This window comes from Mycobacterium sp. IDUB_19 (assembly GCF_055419445.1).
This window is the reverse complement of the sequence record NZ_JBVAXR010000003.1, coordinates 192957-211134: the sequence shown is the minus strand read 5'-3', so window position 1 is coordinate 211134 and position 18178 is coordinate 192957. Positions and strand designations below refer to the sequence as shown.

The window sequence follows — 18178 nt, the reverse complement described above, 5'->3', positions numbered from 1 at the left end:
CAGCGCAAATCAGCTGTCTTCCAACATGTTCCGTAGTCACCTCTTCGCCGATCGGCCGGCGGAGGCTACTGTGACCCCATGTCCGGCAACCGCGTCCTCGTCTCGTCAGGATCCGACTTCGAATCCACGGTCGGCTACTCGCGTGCGGTGCGAGTAGGCCCGTATGTGGCGATCGCCGGCACGACCGGCAGCGGGCCCGCGGATGACATCGCCGCGCAAGCCCAAGACGCCTTGCGCCGCATCGAGATTGCGCTCCAAGAGGCGGGAGCTTCGCTGACCGACGTGGTCCGCACCCGCATGTACGTGACCGACATTTCGCGGTGGCGCGAGGTAGCGGCGGTGCACGCGCGGGTCTTCGGGGAGATACGTCCCGTGGCGACCATGGTCGAAGTCTCGGCGCTGATCGCACCCGAACTGCTGGTGGAGATCGAGGCCGACGCCTACGTCGGGTCGTGAGGACTTACCAGCGGCGCAAATGCTCCCCCGGGCCCCGGCAAATAAACGGTGACCCTTTTCACAGCGGCGACCGGCAGCGGTCCGTACAGGTGCGGGAACAGCATGGCCTCCGGATCGGTCGGCACGCCTGGCTCCCAACGCACGGGTGAATCCAGCAAATCGGGGTCGATGTGCAGCAGGACCAAGTCCTGACGTCCGTGGAAGAGCCGGTTGGCCGGCAGGTGCACCTGCTCAGGCGCTGACAGATGGATGAACGCAGCGATGCCGTCGGGACCGGGCACCGAGGGGTGGATCGCCCCGCGATCGCGGGCGCGAGACCACTCGTCGCCCGCACACAGATGCATCAGTACGTCAGGAGCTGGGGCCACGATCGGTCACCTTAAAGCGCCTGCGTGACAGCGGTCGACAAATCCGTGAGAAACGACACACCCGATAACGATCGGGGAACAACGCGAAAACGCCCAACGTCTGAGAAAGTGGATAAACGAGAACGGAGAAGCCAATGAACGCAACTCTGACAAGTCGCGAGCTGACTCGAGCCGACCGCTGCGACCGCTGCGGTGCTGCAGCTCGCGTACGCGCCAAGCTGCCTTCCGGAGCCGAACTTCTCTTCTGCCAGCACCACGCTAACGAGCACGAGGCCAAGCTTGTCGAGCTCGCCGCCGTGTTAGAGGTTAGCGCCAGCTAGGTCCAGCGAAACTCACCCGTTCACAATGTGAGGTGTGGGCGCACTCATCGGTAATGCTGGACCGGTATGAGCGAGCAGACTGCAAAGCCGTCGCGCCATCACGTCTGGCGAATTGGATTGCGGACTCTGGTTAAAAGCTGGGACGACTCCATCTTTTCCGAGTCCGCGCAGGCGGGTTTTTGGTCGGCGCTTTCGACGCCCCCATTGCTGTTGGGAATGCTGGGCAGCTTGGCCTACGTGGCCCCGCTGTTCGGGCCGGACGCGCTGCCCAGCATCGAGAAGAGCGCGATCTCGGCGGCCCACAGCCTTTTCTCGGCCAGCGTCGTCGTCGAGATCATCGAACCCACCGTCCGTGACATCACGGCGCACGCCCGCGGTGAGGTGGTCTCACTCGGCTTTTTGCTGTCGCTGTGGGCGGGCTCGTCGGCGATCTCCTCGTTCGTCGACTCCGTGGTCGAGGCGCATGACCAAACACCACTGCGCCATCCGGTGCGACAACGGCTGTTCGCGCTGTTCCTCTATGTGGTGGGGCTGGTGGCCGCGGTGGTGGCCGCACCGGTCCTGGTCGTGGGTCCGCGCAAGGTGTCCGAACACATCCCGGACACCTTGGCCAACGCGCTGCACTACGGCTATTACCCGGCGCTGATCCTCGGGCTGATGATGGGGGTCATCATTTTGTACCGGGTGGCGCTGCCGGAACCACTGCCCACGCATCGGCTGGTCTTCGGCGCCGTCCTGGCTACCGCCGTGTTCGTGATCGCGACTCTGGGCCTGCGGGTCTACTTGCGGTGGATCACCAGCACCGGCTACACCTACGGCGCGCTGTCCACGCCGATCGCGTTTCTGCTGTTCGCGTTCTTCGGCGGTTTCGCGATCATGATCGGCGCCGAACTCAATGCGGCGATCCAGGAAGAATTCCCCGCGCCCCGGACACACGCCCACCGGCTGCGTAAATGGCTGTTGTCGCGCTCGCCCGCACTGAAAAAGACGGCGGAGGCGTTATCGAATCCGGTGACGACGAATCCCGCGACCCAGGGTCGCGATGCCGCACCGGCAGAACCGCCGAGCTGATCAGCTCTTCTTGAGCCGCTCGTAGATCTGCTTGCATTCCGGACAGACCGGTGAGCCAGGCTTGGCCGCCTTCGTCACGGGAAAAACCTCACCGCACAACGCGACGACATGGCTACCCATGACCGCGCTCTCGGCGATCTTGTCCTTCTTGACGTAGTGGAAGTACTTGGGGGTGTCGCTGCCGGTCCCGTCGTCGACGCGTTCGTCGGTGTCGGTGCGCTCGATCGTCTGGGTCTGCATACCTCACATTGTGCACGCTCGGCGTCGCTGCAAAACCGGCTGAGCCGGAATCGATCACGTGTGGGACAGTGGAGAGATGAAGCGCGGCTCCGATCCGGAGTTCGACGACAGGTTTGACGACTTCGACGGCCACAAAGCGCGGCCGGTACTCATCACCGCCGCCGAGCCCTCGTACGAAGAGCAGCATCGCGCCCGGGTCCGTAAGTATCTGACGATCATGTCGTTCCGGATTCCCGCGCTGATCCTTGCGGCCCTCGCCTATGGCGCCTGGCACAACGGCCTGATCTCGCTGCTGATCGTCGGGGCCTCGATACCGCTGCCGTGGATCGCCGTATTGATCGCCAACGACCGGCCGCCCCGCCGCTCGGACGAGCCCCGGCGGTTCCACGATGCCGCTCGGCGCACGCCGTTGTTCCCGACGGCCGAGCGGCCGGCGCTCGAGGCGCCGCGACCCCGGCGGCCGCAGCCGGGCTCGCCGGGCCACGACTACGACCCGGGTTCTGAGTACAACCCGGGTCACGGGTACGACGCCGGTTCCGGCTGACCGGGCCGCGGCGCGCACTTCTCAGGACATTCTCAGGTCGTCGGCACATTTCTGCACGTCAAAGCGTGTGAGATGACGGCGGGATGGGAACTCTCAGGGCTGATCTGTCGTTAAACACCATGACAGTTACAAGCCAATCGGGAGGCCGCCATGGCGAATGCCATCACAGGCAGGTTCGACACCAGCGATCTAGATGCTCAGAGCCCGGCTGCGGACCTCGTGCGCGTATATCTGAACGGCATCGGGAAGACGGCGTTGCTGACCGCCGCGGACGAAGTCGAACTGGCGAAGCGTATCGAGGCCGGGTTATATGCCGAGCATCTGCTCGCGACGCGGAAGCGCCTCGGCGAGAACCGCAAACGCGATCTAGCTGCCATCTCACGTGATGGGCAGGCGGCGCGTCGTCACCTGCTGGAGGCAAACCTGCGTCTGGTGGTGTCGCTGGCCAAGCGCTACACCGGCCGCGGGATGCCGTTGCTCGACCTGATTCAGGAAGGCAACCTCGGGCTGATCCGCGCGATGGAAAAGTTCGACTACACAAAGGGATTCAAGTTCTCGACGTACGCCACGTGGTGGATCCGTCAGGCCATCACCCGCGGTATGGCCGACCAGAGCCGCACCATCCGGCTGCCCGTTCACCTCGTCGAGCAGGTCAACAAGCTGGCGCGGATCAAGCGCGAGATGCACCAGAACCTCGGCCGCGAGGCCACCGACGACGAACTGGCCGCTGAGTCGGGAATCCCGGTCGAGAAGATCAACGATCTGCTCGAGCACAGCCGCGACCCGGTAAGCCTGGACATGCCGGTCGGCTCCGAGGAAGAAGCGCCGCTGGGCGATTTCATCGAGGACGCCGAAGCGATGTCCGCGGAGAACGCGGTGATCGCCGAGCTGCTGCACACCGACATCCGCAGCGTGCTCGCCACTCTCGACGAGCGGGAGCACCAGGTGATCCGGTTGCGCTTCGGTCTGGACGACGGCCAGCCGCGGACGCTGGATCAGATCGGCAAGCTGTTCGGCCTATCTCGTGAGCGGGTCCGTCAAATCGAGCGCGACGTGATGGCGAAGCTCCGCAACGGCGAACGCGCCGATCGGCTGCGCTCGTACGCGAGTTGAGCCCCCGGGCTCAGGCAGCCCACTCAGCCAAGTAGCAGGACAGTATGCCCGCCGCAGATGCGCGGCGGGCATACTGCTTGCCTAGGGAGCGTTAAGCCCATTTCGGCAGCTGGCCAAGTAGACTCGGCGTCAATGGAGGGTGCTGAATGAACGACCTGGTTGATACCACCGAGATGTACCTGCGGACCATCTACGACCTCGAGGAAGAGGGCGTTACGCCGCTGCGCGCCAGGATCGCCGAACGGCTCGACCAGAGCGGTCCGACCGTCAGCCAGACAGTCTCCCGGATGGAGCGGGACGGATTGCTCCACGTGGCCGGTGACCGGCACCTGGAACTCACCGACAAGGGCAGGGCCCTGGCCATCGCGGTGATGCGCAAGCACCGCCTCGCCGAGCGACTGCTCGTCGACGTCATCGGCCTGCCGTGGGAAGAAGTGCACGCCGAGGCATGCCGGTGGGAACACGTGATGAGCGAGGATGTCGAGCGTCGGCTGGTGAAGGTGCTCGACAACCCGACCACTTCCCCGTTCGGCAACCCGATTCCGGGTTTGCTGGACCTGGGTGTGGGTCCGAATTCCGGCGCCGACGACGCCAACCTGGTCCGGCTGACCGAGTTACCGGCGGGTTCGCCGGTCGCGGTCGTGGTCCGTCAGCTCACCGAGCACGTTCAGGGCGACATCGATCTGATCAGCCGCCTCAAGGACGCCGGCGTCGTGCCCAATGCGCGGGTCACCGTCGAAACCGGTCCCGTTGGAGTCACCATCGTGATACCCGGGCATGAGAACGTCACCCTGCCGCACGAGATGGCGCACGCGGTCAAGGTCGAGAAGGTCTGACCTCCCTTACCCCGCACGGCGGCCGAACACCCGCTGCGGCGGTAGCCGCACGCCGAGCCGCTTAGCCAGTCGATAGCCGGTGACCGCCAGGTCCCGAATCTGTTCCGGCCGCAGACCGGACTGCAACGCCGTATCCAGCATGCTTGCCATCCGGTGATCCGGATCGCAGCGTAGCGCTGCCTCCAGCGACACGCCGGCCAGCGGCCCATCGCCGCGGACGTAGGCACTGAACGCGAGCAACACCAGCGCTTCGACGCGCCACGGCTGCGGCAGGGTGCGGGCCAGCGACGCCCACAGCGCCTCGGCTTCCCCGGCCTTCTCGCCGACCGCCAGGGCGTACAACGTGTCGCGCACCTGCACGTCGTTCAGCGCGCAGCCCAGGATGGCCAGCTCGGCGTCGGACAGCGATTGCCCGCCACCGACACGGCCGGCCGCGGCGATCGCGGCTTCCACGTCGCGGCGACCGCAGCCCACCGGGTCGGCGCGATGCGCCTGTGCGCGGGTAGCCGCCTGCCGGGTGAGGGCCCCGGCCAGCGCGGCACTTCGCGCCGGATCCTCGACGGCCACGACGGCCTGTAGGTCGGCGCGGCGCGGATAGAGCCGCCGGCCTTCCAGCACCGCCGCGGCGGCCAGCGGCGATGCCGACGGATCGTCGACCGTGCCGCTCGCGCCGCAGCCGTCCACGCAGTGCCAATGCCCGCCGCGGGCCACCCGGTCCACCACATGCGCGGCCCACAGCTCAATGTTGTTCTCCACCAACGCCTCTGCGAGTGTTGCGCACAGCTGCCGGTATTCCTCATTGCACCGCGGACAGTGCGCGCCCTCCTCATCGATGATCACCACGATCACCGCCTCGGGCTCCGCCGCGGCGGCAACCTCGACAAGGTGCCCGACCCGGTCGCCGAGCTCCTCGCTGAGATCGACCCTCAGTACCGCGCCCAACTCGCCACCGTCCAACGACACCAGGACCAATGAATTCTCCGGAACGAAGCCGAGAACGGCGGGTAGCGCGGCGACCAGTGCTCCTGGGCGGTTCAGTTCAAAATCGGGCGAATGCGGTGTCATGGGCCTAACGCTGATGGCCGCCACCGTCAGAACGCGCTCGCGCAAGGCAATTGAGCTTTCCGTCTGTGGAGAAAGTCTCGACTGTGGGCTCTATCGTCTATCTCATGGGATCGATGCAGGAATACGACATGGTCGTGATCGGCTCGGGGCCCGGCGGGCAGAAGGCCGCCATCGCCTCGGCCAAGCTCGGCAAATCGGTCGCGATCGTCGAACGCGGCCAAATGCTGGGCGGCGTGTGCGTGCAAACCGGCACCATCCCGTCGAAGACGTTGCGCGAGGCGGTGCTCTACCTCACCGGGATGAGCCAACGGGAACTCTACGGCGCGAGCTACCGCGTCAAGGAGAAGATCACCCCGGCCGACCTGCTGGCCCGCACCCAGCACGTGATCGGCAAGGAAGTCGACGTGGTGCGCAATCAGCTGATGCGCAACCGGATCGACCTGCTGATCGGCCACGCGCGGTTCATCGACGCACACACGATCGAGGTCGAAGACCCCTCTCGACGCGAAAAGCTAACCGTCAGTGGCAAATACGTCGTGATCGCCACCGGCACCCGCCCGGCACGGCCGTCCGGCGTCGAGTTCGACGAAGACCGAGTGCTCGACTCCGACGGGATTCTCGACCTCAAGACGCTGCCGACTTCGATGGTGGTGGTCGGCGCCGGCGTGATCGGCATCGAGTACGCGTCGATGTTCGCCGCGCTGGGCACCAAGGTGACCGTCGTGGAGAAACGCGACGACATGCTCGACTTCTGCGACCCCGAGGTCGTCGAGGCGCTGAAGTTCCATCTGCGCGATTTGGCGGTGACGTTCCGGTTCGGTGAGGAAGTGACCGCCGTCGACGTCGGTGCTTCCGGCACCATCACAACCCTGGCCAGTGGCAAGCAGATTCCCGCGGAGACGGTGATGTATTCCGCCGGACGGCAAGGTCAGACCGACCACCTGGATCTGCACAACGCCGAACTGGAGGCCGACAACCGCGGCCGGATTTTCGTTGACGATTACTTCGCGACCAAGGTGCCCCACATCTACGCCGTGGGCGACGTCATCGGCTTTCCCGCTTTGGCCGCGACCTCGATGGAGCAGGGCCGCCTGGCCGCCTACCACGCGTTCGGGGAAGCGTGCGATGGCATTACCGACCTGCAGCCGATCGGCATCTACTCGATTCCCGAAATCTCCTATGTCGGCGCCACCGAGGTGGAACTGACCAAGAACTCGGTCCCCTACGAGGTCGGCATGGCCCGCTACCGGGAGCTGGCCCGCGGCCAGATCGCCGGTGACTCCTACGGCATGCTCAAGCTGCTGGTCTCCACCGACGACCTCAAGCTGCTCGGGGTGCACATCTTCGGCACCAGCGCGACCGAGATGGTGCACATCGGGCAGGCCGTGATGGGATGCGGCGGCACCGTGGAGTATCTGGTCGACGCGGTGTTCAACTACCCGACGTTCTCCGAGGCCTACAAGGTCGCCGCGCTCGACGTGATGAACAAAGTGCGGGCGCTCAACCAGTTCCGCCGCTGACACCTCAGCAGGTGTCGCCCAGGTCGGCCGGCACCGAGTCGCCCGGACCGCCGGCTTCGGCACGGCCCAGCAGCTCGGCGATGTGTTCGTCGAACGGCGCGGAGTAGGACACGTTCTCGGCGCATCCGCCGCGTTCGAGTCCGCCGATCAGCCCGACGACGGTGGTGCCGCTGACCCAGGGCGCGCCGCTGGTACCGCCGACCAGCCCTTGGCATACGAGTGAGGGAAATCCACCGTCGGTAACTGCGGTGCTGCCCTGACAGCCGATCGGCGATCCGCCCACGCCGCTCGGATACCCCACCACGGTGACGTGACTGCTGGGAGGCGGAGCCGTACCCAGGGTCAGCGCCAACCCGGCATGCGACTCCACCGAACCACCGTGCTGGCTGTTGACCCGCGCGATCGCGTAATCGGCGTGCGGATCTTTGCTGGCCACCCACCGTGGATCCAGGTAGACGTTGTCCGCCGTCCAGAGATCGGGTGGCGGCCCGTCACCGGACAGACCCGGTACGAACGAGATCTGGGCAGCTCCGGCCAGGCAGTGCGCGGCGGTCAGCACCAGGTTGCCGGTCGTGGAATGCACCACCGAGCCGGTGCACACGTGCTGGGTGCTGCCGTCCAGAAAGATTGCTCCCACCCGCCTGTCGGGATCCACCGGACCCGCAACCGCGCCCGGCGCGGGCTGGCTCAGATGTTGTACGGGCCCACTCGTTTTCGGTGCCTGTGTCGTGGTGGGCAGCGACACGTGCAGCACCGGGCCGCCGCACGACGCCAGTAACGTCGCGAGGCCGACAATCGGGCACAGCAGCAGCATCGGGCGCATCGCGTCCCATCATGCCCGACCGCAGCGGCGGAAGCGGAATTCGACGCATCGCGCTGCGACACCTAGATTTGCTGGCAGATCCGGTGCCGCCAGAATTGTTCCGGCTGGATTACGTTCGGGCGTCATCCCGTTTCGACTATTGGTGCCTGTCGATTCGGGGACACTGGTGAGGGCACCCTGGAAAGACCCCCGAGAGGAGGCAAACCCGATGTCCGACGAGCACAAAGACGACGATCTCTACTACCAGCCGGGACAACCCGGCATGTATGAGCTGGAGTTCCCGGCGCCCCAGTTGGTGACATCGGACGGCCGCGGACCGGTTCTGGTGCACGCTTTGGAGGGCTTCTCGGACGCCGGCCATGCGATTCGGCTGGCCGCGACCCACCTGAAGGCCGCCCTGGACACCGAGCTGGTCGCGTCGTTCGCGATCGACGAATTGCTGGACTACCGCTCGCGACGGCCGCTGATGACTTTCAAGACCGATCACTTCACCAACTACGACGACCCGGAGCTGACCCTGTACGCGCTGCGCGACAACATCGGTAACCCGTTTTTGCTGCTGGCGGGCATGGAACCGGATCTCAAGTGGGAGCGGTTCATCACCGCGGTCCGTCTGCTGGCCGAGCGGTTGGGGGTGCGCCAAACCATCGGCCTGGGCACCGTTCCGATGGCGGTTCCGCACACCCGGCCCATCACGCTGACGGCGCACTCCAACAACCGCGAGTTGATCACCGATTTCCAGCCGTGGATCTCGGAGATCCAGGTCCCCGGCAGTGCGTCAAACCTGCTCGAATACCGGATGGCTCAGCACGGGCATGAGGTGGTCGGTTTCACCGTGCACGTGCCGCACTACCTGACGCAGACCGACTACCCCGCCGCCGCCCAGGCGCTACTCGAGCAGGTCGCGAAGACCGGGTCGCTGGAGCTGCCGCTGTCGGCGCTGACCGAGGCTGCAGCAGAGATCCGGGGCAAGATCGACGAGCAGGTCGAGGCGAGTGCCGAAGTGGCTCAAGTGGTGGCTGCACTCGAGCGCCAGTACGATGCCTTCATCGACGCTCAGGAAAACAGGTCGTTACTAACACGAGACGAAGACCTGCCTAGCGGCGACGAGCTTGGTGCCGAGTTCGAGCGATTCCTAGCCCAGCAGGCGGAAAAGAAGCGCGACGACGACGACCCGGCTTAACGCTCCGAGCCGGCTGCGACAACAAGGGTGGCGAGATGACTGAGCGCAAGCGCAAGAGCAATCTCCGCCCGGTGCGCGAAGTAACCGCCCCCAGACTCGAGTTCCGTACCATCCACGGCTACAAGCGGGCGTTCCGGATCGCCGGCTCCGGGCCTGCGATTCTGCTGATCCACGGCATCGGCGACAACTCCACGACCTGGAATACCGTGCAGGCCAAGCTCGCTCAGCGGTACACGGTGATCGCTCCCGATCTCCTGGGACACGGTCGGTCCGACAAGCCGCGTGCCGACTACTCGGTGGCGGGCTACGCCAACGGGATGCGCGACTTGCTGTCCGTGCTCGATATCGAGCGCGTGACCATCGTGGGTCATTCGCTCGGCGGCGGGGTGGCGATGCAATTCGCCTACCAGTTCCCGCACTTGGTCGAACGGCTGATCCTGGTCGCCGCGGGTGGCGTCACCAAGGACGTCAACGTCGCCTTCCGCTTGGCCTCGTTGCCGATGGGTAGCGAGGCGTTGGCATTGCTGCGGCTACCCCTGGTACTGCCGGCAGTTCAGCTGGTGGGACGAGTTGCCGGCCTGGCGATCGGATCGACCGGCCTGGGCCGCGATCTGCCGAACGTACTGCGCATATTGGATGACCTGCCGGAACCAACGGCGTCATCGGCATTCAGCCGGACCTTGCGGGCGGTGGTCGACTGGCGCGGGCAGATCGTCACGTTCCTGGATCGATGTTATTTGACCGAGGCCATCCCGGTGCAGATCGTCTGGGGCACCAAAGATGTGGTGGTTCCCGTCCGGCACGCAGGGATGGCGCACGCCGCGATGCCCGGCTCGCGCCTGGAGATCTTCGAAGGCTCCGGCCACTTTCCCTTCCACGACGACCCGGCTCGCTTCATCGACGTCGTCCAGCGCTTCATCGACACCACCGTGGCCGCCGAATACGATCAGGGCGCGCTTCGTGGGTTGCTGCGCGCCGGTCGCGGCGAAAGCACGCTCACCGGCCCGGCCGACACCCGGGTCGCGGTGCTCAACGCGATGGGTTCCGACGAGCGAAGCGCCACCTGATAAATGCTTTGACCCGGCCCGTACAGTCGGGCCATGGGTATCGAAGTGACGGTGTTGCGTGTCTTCACCGACCAAGAAGGAAAGTTCGGCAATCCACTGGGCGTGGTCGATGCCAAACAGGTCGCTTCCGCCGATCGCCAACAGCTGGCAGCCCAATTAGGTTACAGCGAAACGGTATTCGTCGAGATCCCCAGCGCAGGCTCGGCCACCGCACGGGCCGAGATCTATACCCCGCGCATCGGGATTCCGTTCGCCGGGCACCCGTGCGTTGGCGCGTCGTGGTGGCTGCGGGCTAACGGCACACCGATTAACACGCTGCAGGTGCCGGCAGGCATTGTGCAGGCGCACTACGAGGGCGACCTCACCCGCATCACGGCACGCGCTGAATGGGCTCCCGAGTTCGCGGTGCACGAATTCGATTCCGTCAAACAGCTTCTCGCGGCCGACCCGGTCGATTTTCCCGACGACACCGCGCACTACCTGTGGGCTTGGATCGATGAGTCCGCGGGGGCGCTGCGTTCCCGGATGTTCGCCGCGAATCTCGGTGTGCCCGAAGACGAAGCGACCGGCTCCGCGGCGATGCGGATCACCGACTACCTGAGCCGCGACCTGAGCATTACCCAAGGCAAGGGATCGATGCTGGAAACCACGTGGAGTGCCGAGGGTTGGGTTTGCGTGGCCGGGCGCGTCGTCAACGACGGTGTGACACAACTGGACTGAGCGATAACCCGGGCATGCCAAAGCCGACGGGAATTCAGGACTGTCGCTGTAACACCGCGGCGAGATGATGCTGCAGGGGCTGCCCGACCGCCCCCATCTGCACCGAGTACGAAAGCTGGTCACCGTCGACGCGGATTGAACGACCAAGCGCGGAAACCTCTTTGGCGGTCGGCGTCAATCCGACCGACGTGGTGGCCAGCTCGATGTCAATGACATCGCCGGTCACGGAAAAGGAGCCGACCTCGATTTCGGTGACGCCGCTGGGGTGTGCCAGAACCAGCTCGACGTGGCCGGCTTCCGGCACCCGAAGGTAACCGGTCTCGGCGTGCAGCGGTTTGCCGTCGGCTACCGCTTTGGTCTTCTGCGTATAGGCCAGGAACGGCTTGCCCACATGGGAAAACACAACTTCTTCGAGATACTCGAAGGGCTGGATTGTCGGATATTCCCCCGCACCACGACCGGCCCAGGTGCCGAGCAGCGGCGCGAGCGCCTCGAGGTCGGGATGCAAGTCGCCAGGCATACGGGTCAGCTCGGTGTCGCTACTTTGCGATGCTTGCGAAGCGCCGCGATCTCGCGTTCGAAATCGTCGGCCGAGGAAAACGACCGGTATACCGACGCGAAGCGCAGGTACGCCACCTCGTCCAGGTCACGCAGCGGCCCGAGGATCGCCAGGCCCACCTCGTGACTGGGAATCTCCGGCGAGCCGGCGGCACGCACGGTGTCTTCCACCTGCTGGGCCAACAGATTCAGCGCGTCCTCGTCCACCTGACGGCCCTGGCACGCGCGGCGCACCCCTTTGACGACCTTTTCGCGACTGAACGGCTCGGTGACTCCGCTGCGCTTGACCACGGCCAGCACCGCGGTTTCTACCGTGGTGAAACGTCGCCCGCACTCCGGGCACGACCGGCGGCGCCGAATGGCTTGGCCTTCATCGGTTTCCCGCGAGTCAATTACCCGGGAATCGGGATGTCGGCAGAACGGACAATGCATGACCGCTCCTTCGCTGTGCCGGCATCTCGCAGAACACTCCGAGCGTACCCGCGCGCTCCCCGCCGGGCTAATGTAGCCGCGACACGTGCGCTGATACCAGCGCGAGAACTGAGCAGCGTTGGCGTAGAGCGGTTTTCGGAACTACGCCGCGGCGCCGTCAGCCGACCGGCGCGATCAGGGTCTGGCCGGCGGCCAGTGACGGCGAGTTCAGGTTGTTGAGTTCGCGGATACGGTCGGCGACCTGGCGGGCCGGCGCTTCGGGCGCCACCCGGTGTGCGACGTCCTGGAGGGATTCGCCCGGCTCGACCTGCACGACGGACAGCCTGTCCGGTACGGGAGCGGCCGCGGCGGCGGAGTCCCCGTTGGCGAGCTGACCGAGATTCGCGACCAGGCCCAGCCAGAGCGTGATGATCCCGGCCATCAGGGCCAGGCCCAACGTCGTCCCCAGCGTGGCCGGACGCCGGCGATGCGGCGCGGCCGACATCGCTACGCCGGTACCGCGGTAGCGCATCGGGGCGCCGACCGGCCGCGACTGCACGGACCGGCGCGCCCGCTGCGCGCGTTGCTGGTCGTAGCGAGGCCGCGCGAGGAACCCATCGCTGGGGCGCCGCACGTTGCTGGTCCGCGGTGAGACTGTGTGCATGAGCGTCATGTGCGTTCCTCCGGTCAACTAATCCTCGCTCGTGTGTTCGACAGTATCGCTCGTGTGTTCGAAATCCGAACATTTGAGCGAAGCGTGTCGCACGAGCAAAACGCTAGACCACGCCACCGACAGGACTGCTGGGTTGCTAGTACCGTCATGTCGCGCGAATACCCGATCTTCTCGAAAGTTACACACTTGTGATTCGCCAGTCCTAGGGACTTTGGGGCCAGTCCTGGGGCCTTTAGGCCCAAGTCCGCCGGATTGCGACACGCTAGTCGAACACATGTTTGATTCGCGGCTTCAAGGGGGCTACATTCAGTGCCATGAGCGACAGCAACAACACCTCAGCCGCCGGCCCCGAAGGCCGGTTGCATTCCGTGGATTCATCGCTTACCCAGCGGCAACGCACCATCCTGAACGTCATCCGGGAATCGGTGACCACCCGCGGATATCCGCCGAGCATCAGGGAGATCGGCGATGCCGTCGGCCTGACATCGACGTCCTCGGTGGCTCACCAATTGCGCACCCTCGAGCGCAAAGGGTTTCTGCGCCGCGACCCCAACCGCCCCCGGGCCGTCGATGTCCGCAGTGCCGACGACATCGCGACGGCCGCTGCGGTCACCGAGGTCGCCGGCTCCGACGCGTTGCCGGAACCCACCTACGTCCCCGTGCTCGGGCGCATCGCGGCCGGTGGACCGATCCTGGCCGAAGAAGCCGTCGAGGACGTCTTCCCGCTCCCCCGCGAGTTGGTCGGCGAGGGCACGCTCTTTCTGCTCAAAGTGGTCGGCGACTCGATGGTCGAAGCCGCGATCTGCGACGGCGACTGGGTCGTGGTGCGGCAGCAAAACGTCGCCGACAACGGCGACATCGTCGCCGCCATGCTCGACGGTGAGGCCACCGTCAAGACGTTCAAGCGCGCGGGTGGTCAGGTGTGGCTGATGCCGCACAACCCGGCGTTCGATCCCATCCCCGGCAATGAGGCGACCGTGCTCGGCAAGGTCGTCACGGTGATCCGCAAGGTCTAGCGCCGCGAGGTCCGGCGTCTAGTCGGCCTTGATGAAGCCGTTGACCAGCGCGGCTTCCTCACTGGACAGGAAGACTTCGGCGAGCGTGTCGTGGTAGAGGTCGCTGTCCGGGGTGTAGTACAGGCCGAAGCGAGCGCTCGCCTTGATCGGATAACCGTCGGGTATCTGATACGGGTCATCCAGCGGCAGGTGGATCGTCGGACGCCCGGCCGGGCTTAGTGCCGCGAGGGCGGCTGTCGGTTCGAAATCAGACTCGTCGTCGGCATCCGCGGCTGCGTGCCGTCCGCCTCTCGGCGCGGCGTCGGCTGCTGCGCCGACCACGGCGGCCAGGCCGGCGGCGGAGGCAGCGCCGGACGCGGAGCCGCCCGCGCCGGCAAGATCCGGCGGCGTGTGCGGCACGGCGACATCGGGATACGCGGACTCCGCCGCGTCGTCGGCATACGCGTCGTCGGCAAAAGCGTCGTCGGCATAGGAGGCGTCGGGGTGGGCGTCCGGCGGGGTGTGCGGCACGGCCATGTCGGGATAGGCCGCCTGGTCATCGTCGACCCCCGGATAGCCGGCCTCCGCATACGCGACGTCTTCCTCGGCGGCGTCTGGGTAGGCGGCTTCCGGGACGCCGGCATCGGTGTATTCAGCGTCCGGATCAGCGCGCTCCGGCACCTCGACAGCGTCCGGGTAGGCGGTTTCGGGAACCTCATCGCCATAGCCGGCCTCGGCGAGATCGTCCGCCGACACCACGGGGATGGAATCGGTGTCGACCGCGTCGGGATCTTGGTCGTCGACCCCTAACTGATCCCACTCCTCCTCGGATACGGTTTCGTCGTCGTACCCGGCCGCGGGTTCGGCGTCTTCGTCCAGGTCGGCCGTTTCGGGCGAATGCGGCCACCTGGCTCGCGGGGCGTTGTCGGCGTCGTGGTGCTCCGGTGCGTGCAGGTCGCCGTAGGACAAGTGCTCGATCGAGGCGTCGGCGTAATCGGGCCCCCAGCGCGGCTCACCCGGGTCGTCGTAACCGCCGACGTCGACGTCGCGATCGAAGTCGTAGGGCGCGGCGACGCGCTCGGCGCGATGCCGGCGCCACCGCAACGCCACAAATACTGCCAGCAACACCAGAACCAGCAGCGGGACCAGGGCGAACAGGTACCACCAGCTCCAGCTGAACCACTTCTTGGCGTGCGGCGGCATTGCCGAACCGCTCGGCTGGTTCTGTCCCGACACCTGCAAGCCGGACAACAGCGGGGCCAGGTTCGCCGGGTCGGTGGAGAAGGTGTTCTTTGCGCGGTTCCACGAGATCTTGCCGCCGGTGAACTTCTGCGAGATCACGTCCCCGTCGACGGTCTGATCGCCGACCGGGGCACCCAGCTTTCCGGTGGGACCCCGCAGCTTGTCCCAGGCGGCCTTCATCGCCCCGCGCACGACGAAGGCGCCATGGTCAGAGCTCCAGAAGATGACCGGCTTGTCGGCTGCCGAGAAGGTGGCGATCCGGCTGTTGGGGCTGACGCCGCCGTCGGACTCGTTGGCGATCGGGAAACCCAGGTCGCTGCTGACCGGGCCACCCACCGACTCGTACTTCGCCAGAATGTCGCTTTCGAGGGCGTTCGCGCCGTTCGCCGGGCTGAAGAACACCTTGCCGCCGGCGAAGTTCTGGGCGATTCCGTCGCCGCCGATCGGATACTGGCCGCCCTGCTTGGCGCCCAGCGGGCCGTTCACGCCGCCGGCCGCGCGCCAGGCCATGTTGATGGCCGCGCTGGGGTCGATCGCTACCTGCAGGCCTTTCAGCTGGTCGGCCAATCCCGCCGGCTCAGTCGTGAATTCCTTGGTTTTGCGGTTCCAGGAGATCTGGCCGCCGCCGAACTTCTGCGAGGACACCTCGCCGTCGTAAGTCTCATCGGATACCGGGGCGCCGAGCACACCGCCCGAGCTACCGAGTTTGTCCCATGCGGCGTTCAGGGCGCCGCGCACGACGAACGCGCCATGATCGGGCGTCCAGAAAATCACCGGCTTGTCGCTGGCCGAGAACGTCGCCACGCGGCTGTCGGGGCCCGCCAGTCCGGGAACCTCGTTGATGGTCGGAAATCCCAGATCGCTGCCGGCCGGGCCGCCGAGCATGTCGTACTTTTCCAGGATCGGCCCGTACACGAATTTCGCACCGGTGGCCGTGGTGAAGTAAAACTTGCCGCCGTCGAAGTCGCACGCGAAGCCGTCGGCCACGGGGTAGACGTCGCCCTTGCGATGGCCGAGCGGTGAGGTATCGCCGCCGGCCTTGTCCCACGCGGCCATGATGGCGGCTTCGGCGTCGCCGATCGGAGAAGCTGAGGCGGTAGGTGCCAGCAGCACGACGGCCAACGCTGTGGTCGCCACGCTGATCAGCGCCCGCCCGGCGAGCCTGCGCAATTGACCCCTCTTCCCGTTCACCAAGCCTCCCAGCCGACGGATATGCCCGTATGTATGGCCATGCCCGTGCCCTGCGGACCCTGCGAGCGTTTGGTACCCCGAACGCGGGTTACGAACCCACCAGGGTTCGCATTGTCGCCGGGCCCGCATAACTTTGCTCTAGCGAACAAGAAATGCGAAGGCAATTCGCGAATATTACGAGAACGGATACCGCTCTGATGTCGAAATGATGCGGGACGACGATCGTGTCGCGACCAATCGTGCCTTCCTACATGCCGCGGGCAAGTGATTAGGCGCTCCACGAAGCCGAAACACATGCGCTGACGGTACGCGACGCCATCAGTTCGCCGGCTATCCGCTCGAGCAAAGAAGCAATTCATGGGCAGCAATCATTTTGCCGTACACCCGAGCAACCAGAGCGTAAGCGGACTAGTTGTGCTTGCGTGTCACCATGCGCGCGCGCTTTGCACGGCCGTCCACGATTCGTTGTTGCGTGGCAGCAGGATTGGTCACCACCGACGACGCCAGCCGACCGGGGTTGGGATCACGCGATTAAACGCCGAGGCCGCGCCCGATGATTTCCTTCATGATCTCGGTTGTGCCGCCATAGATCGTCTGCACCCGCGCGTCGAGATAGGAACGCGCGACTGGGTATTCGCGCATGTAGCCGTAGCCGCCGTGCAGCTGCAGGCAACGGTCGATCAGGTGCACCTGCTTTTCGGTGGAGTACCACTTGGCCATTGCTGCTTGCTCGGCCGTCAGCTTTTTGTCCAGATGCAGCCGGAGGAACTCGTCGACCATGATGCGCACCACGGTGGCCTCGGTCGCCAACTCGGCCAGCACGAAGCGGCTGTTCTGGAAACTGCCGATCGGCTTGCCAAAGGCTTTGCGCTCCTTGGTGTATTGCAGTGTCTGCTCGAGGACCTGCTGCATCGCCGCGGCCGCCATGATGGCGATCGAGATGCGTTCCTGCGGCAGGTTCTGCATCAGGTAGATGAAGCCCTTGCCCTCGTCGCCCAGCAGGTTCTCGGCCGGAACCTTGACGTCGGTGAACGACAACTCCGCCGTGTCCTGCGCGTCCAGTCCGATCTTGTCCAAATGTCGGCCGCGCTCAAAGCCTTCCATGCCGCGTTCGACGACGAGCAGCGAAAAGCCCTGCGAGCCCTTCTCCGGATCGGTCTGGGCCACCACGATCACCAGGTCGGAGTTGATTCCGTTGGTGATGAACGTTTTTGCGCCGTTGAGCACATAGTGATCGCCCTGCTTGACCGCACGGGTCTTGATGCCCTGCAAGTCACTGCCGGTTCCCGGCTCGGTCATGGCGATCGCGGTGATCAGTTCTCCGGTGCAGAACTTCGGCAACCAGCGTTGCTTCTGCTCTTCGTTAGCCAGCTCCAGCAAATACGGCGCGACGATGTCGTTGTGCAGTCCGAAGCCGATCCCGCTGTAACGTCCGGCGGTGGTTTCCTCGGTGATGATCGTGTTGTAGCGGAAGTCGGCATTGCCGCCGCCGCCATACTCTTCGGGCACCGCCATGCCGAGGAATCCCTGCTTGCCGGCCTCGAGCCAGACGCCGCGGTCGACGATTTTCGCCTTCTCCCACTCGTCGTGGTACGGCGCGACATGGCGCTCGAGAAAGGCGCGGTAGGACTCGCGGAACAATTCGTGCTCGGGTTCAAACAGTGTGCGCTGATACCTGATTGCGCTGCTCATGAATAACCTCCGGCCAACGGGAACTCTGCCGCCCAACATATACCAACCAGACGGTTGGTCGGCAGCTGGCCCCGGGCCGCCCTAGCGGCA

At 65.5% G+C, this 18178-nt stretch carries 19 protein-coding genes and 1 pseudogene; 11 read left to right on the top strand and 9 right to left on the bottom strand.

Annotated features, from left to right (window positions below):
* Positions 1-78 precede the first annotated feature (78 nt).
* Positions 79-456: a RidA family protein gene (locus ACZY0B_RS04785; RefSeq protein ID WP_463762873.1), complete on the top strand. Its 378-nt coding sequence runs from the start codon at positions 79-81 to the stop codon at positions 454-456.
* Here the strand turns inward: ACZY0B_RS04785 and ACZY0B_RS04780 are convergent.
* A complete protein-coding gene (locus ACZY0B_RS04780; protein ID WP_463762932.1) occupies positions 441-800 on the bottom strand; it encodes a DUF952 domain-containing protein in 360 nt (119 codons plus the stop codon). The genes ACZY0B_RS04785 and ACZY0B_RS04780 overlap by 16 nt on opposite strands.
* Before the next feature lie 158 nt (positions 801-958).
* Between ACZY0B_RS04780 and ACZY0B_RS04775 the strand changes: the two genes are divergently transcribed.
* Positions 959-1144, top strand: coding sequence for a DUF7455 domain-containing protein (locus tag ACZY0B_RS04775; RefSeq protein ID WP_463762872.1), 186 nt, complete (start codon positions 959-961; stop codon positions 1142-1144).
* 66 nt (positions 1145-1210) lie between these two features.
* The gene (locus ACZY0B_RS04770) at positions 1211-2215 is read left to right on the top strand and encodes a YihY/virulence factor BrkB family protein (protein ID WP_463762871.1); all 1005 of its coding nucleotides are present in this window, start codon (positions 1211-1213) and stop codon (positions 2213-2215) included.
* Here ACZY0B_RS04770 and ACZY0B_RS04765 read toward each other — a convergent pair whose 3' ends face one another.
* Positions 2216-2455 (bottom strand): DUF3039 domain-containing protein, encoded by a 240-nt coding sequence (locus ACZY0B_RS04765; RefSeq protein ID WP_463762870.1) that lies wholly within the window; start codon positions 2453-2455, stop codon positions 2216-2218.
* A gap of 58 nt (positions 2456-2513) precedes the next feature.
* Between ACZY0B_RS04765 and ACZY0B_RS04760 the strand changes: the two are divergent.
* From ACZY0B_RS04760 to ideR, 3 genes and pseudogenes are all read left to right on the top strand, one after another.
* Positions 2514-2931, top strand: a pseudogene (locus tag ACZY0B_RS04760) (DUF3099 domain-containing protein); the annotation flags it as partial.
* Between the two features lie 218 nt (positions 2932-3149).
* Positions 3150-4112, top strand: coding sequence for a sigma-70 family RNA polymerase sigma factor SigB (gene sigB / locus ACZY0B_RS04755; protein WP_108920061.1), 963 nt, complete (start codon positions 3150-3152; stop codon positions 4110-4112).
* Positions 4113-4258: 146 nt separating this feature from the next.
* Positions 4259-4948, top strand: coding sequence for an iron-dependent transcriptional regulator IdeR (gene ideR, locus ACZY0B_RS04750; RefSeq protein WP_463762869.1), 690 nt, complete (start codon positions 4259-4261; stop codon positions 4946-4948).
* 6 nt (positions 4949-4954) lie between these two features.
* Here ideR and ACZY0B_RS04745 read toward each other — a convergent pair whose 3' ends face one another.
* Positions 4955-6013 carry a DUF4192 domain-containing protein gene (locus ACZY0B_RS04745; RefSeq protein ID WP_463762868.1) on the bottom strand — a complete coding sequence of 353 codons (1059 nt, stop codon included), beginning with the start codon at positions 6011-6013 and terminating at the stop codon, positions 4955-4957.
* Between the two features lie 113 nt (positions 6014-6126).
* Between ACZY0B_RS04745 and sthA the strand changes: the two genes are divergently transcribed.
* A complete protein-coding gene (gene sthA / locus ACZY0B_RS04740) occupies positions 6127-7533 on the top strand; it encodes a Si-specific NAD(P)(+) transhydrogenase (protein ID WP_463762931.1) in 1407 nt (468 codons plus the stop codon).
* Between the two features lie 4 nt (positions 7534-7537).
* Here the strand turns inward: sthA and ACZY0B_RS04735 are convergent, their stop codons facing one another.
* The gene (locus tag ACZY0B_RS04735) at positions 7538-8356 is read right to left on the bottom strand and encodes a trypsin-like serine peptidase (protein ID WP_463762867.1); all 819 of its coding nucleotides are present in this window, start codon (positions 8354-8356) and stop codon (positions 7538-7540) included.
* A gap of 208 nt (positions 8357-8564) precedes the next feature.
* On the opposite strand from ACZY0B_RS04735, the gene ACZY0B_RS04730 reads away from it, so the two are divergent.
* Genes ACZY0B_RS04730 through ACZY0B_RS04720 form a run of 3 tightly spaced genes read left to right on the top strand, consistent with a single transcriptional unit; the run spans position 8565 to position 11326 of the window.
* The gene (locus tag ACZY0B_RS04730) at positions 8565-9539 is read left to right on the top strand and encodes a proteasome assembly chaperone family protein (RefSeq protein ID WP_463762865.1); all 975 of its coding nucleotides are present in this window, start codon (positions 8565-8567) and stop codon (positions 9537-9539) included.
* Positions 9540-9574: 35 nt separating this feature from the next.
* Positions 9575-10606: an alpha/beta fold hydrolase gene (locus ACZY0B_RS04725; RefSeq protein ID WP_463762863.1), complete on the top strand. Its 1032-nt coding sequence runs from the start codon at positions 9575-9577 to the stop codon at positions 10604-10606.
* 33 nt (positions 10607-10639) lie between these two features.
* Positions 10640-11326, top strand: a complete 687-nt coding sequence (locus ACZY0B_RS04720; protein ID WP_463762861.1) for a PhzF family phenazine biosynthesis protein — start codon at positions 10640-10642, stop codon at positions 11324-11326.
* A 34-nt stretch (positions 11327-11360) separates the two neighbouring features.
* Here ACZY0B_RS04720 and ACZY0B_RS04715 read toward each other — a convergent pair whose 3' ends face one another.
* The 3 genes from ACZY0B_RS04715 to ACZY0B_RS04705 form a co-directional block, all read right to left on the bottom strand.
* On the bottom strand, positions 11361-11846 hold the full coding sequence (locus ACZY0B_RS04715) for a peroxynitrite isomerase (protein ID WP_463762859.1): 486 nt from the start codon (positions 11844-11846) through the stop codon (positions 11361-11363).
* A 5-nt stretch (positions 11847-11851) separates the two neighbouring features.
* Entirely contained in the window at positions 11852-12316 is a 465-nt protein-coding gene (gene nrdR, locus ACZY0B_RS04710) for a transcriptional regulator NrdR (protein ID WP_463762857.1), read from the bottom strand.
* Between the two features lie 157 nt (positions 12317-12473).
* A complete protein-coding gene (locus ACZY0B_RS04705; RefSeq protein ID WP_463762855.1) occupies positions 12474-12968 on the bottom strand; it encodes a LysM peptidoglycan-binding domain-containing protein in 495 nt (164 codons plus the stop codon).
* Between the two features lie 314 nt (positions 12969-13282).
* Here ACZY0B_RS04705 and lexA point away from each other — a divergent pair, with 314 nt between their 5' ends.
* Entirely contained in the window at positions 13283-13984 is a 702-nt protein-coding gene (lexA, locus tag ACZY0B_RS04700; protein WP_463762854.1) for a transcriptional repressor LexA, read from the top strand.
* Positions 13985-14002: 18 nt separating this feature from the next.
* Here the strand turns inward: lexA and ACZY0B_RS04695 are convergent, their stop codons facing one another.
* Both ACZY0B_RS04695 and ACZY0B_RS04690 read right to left on the bottom strand, forming a co-directional pair.
* Positions 14003-16375, bottom strand: coding sequence for an LGFP repeat-containing protein (locus tag ACZY0B_RS04695; RefSeq protein WP_463762930.1), 2373 nt, complete (start codon positions 16373-16375; stop codon positions 14003-14005).
* Positions 16376-16927: 552 nt separating this feature from the next.
* Entirely contained in the window at positions 16928-18088 is a 1161-nt protein-coding gene (locus tag ACZY0B_RS04690) for an acyl-CoA dehydrogenase family protein (protein ID WP_463762853.1), read from the bottom strand.
* Positions 18089-18178 lie beyond the last annotated feature (90 nt).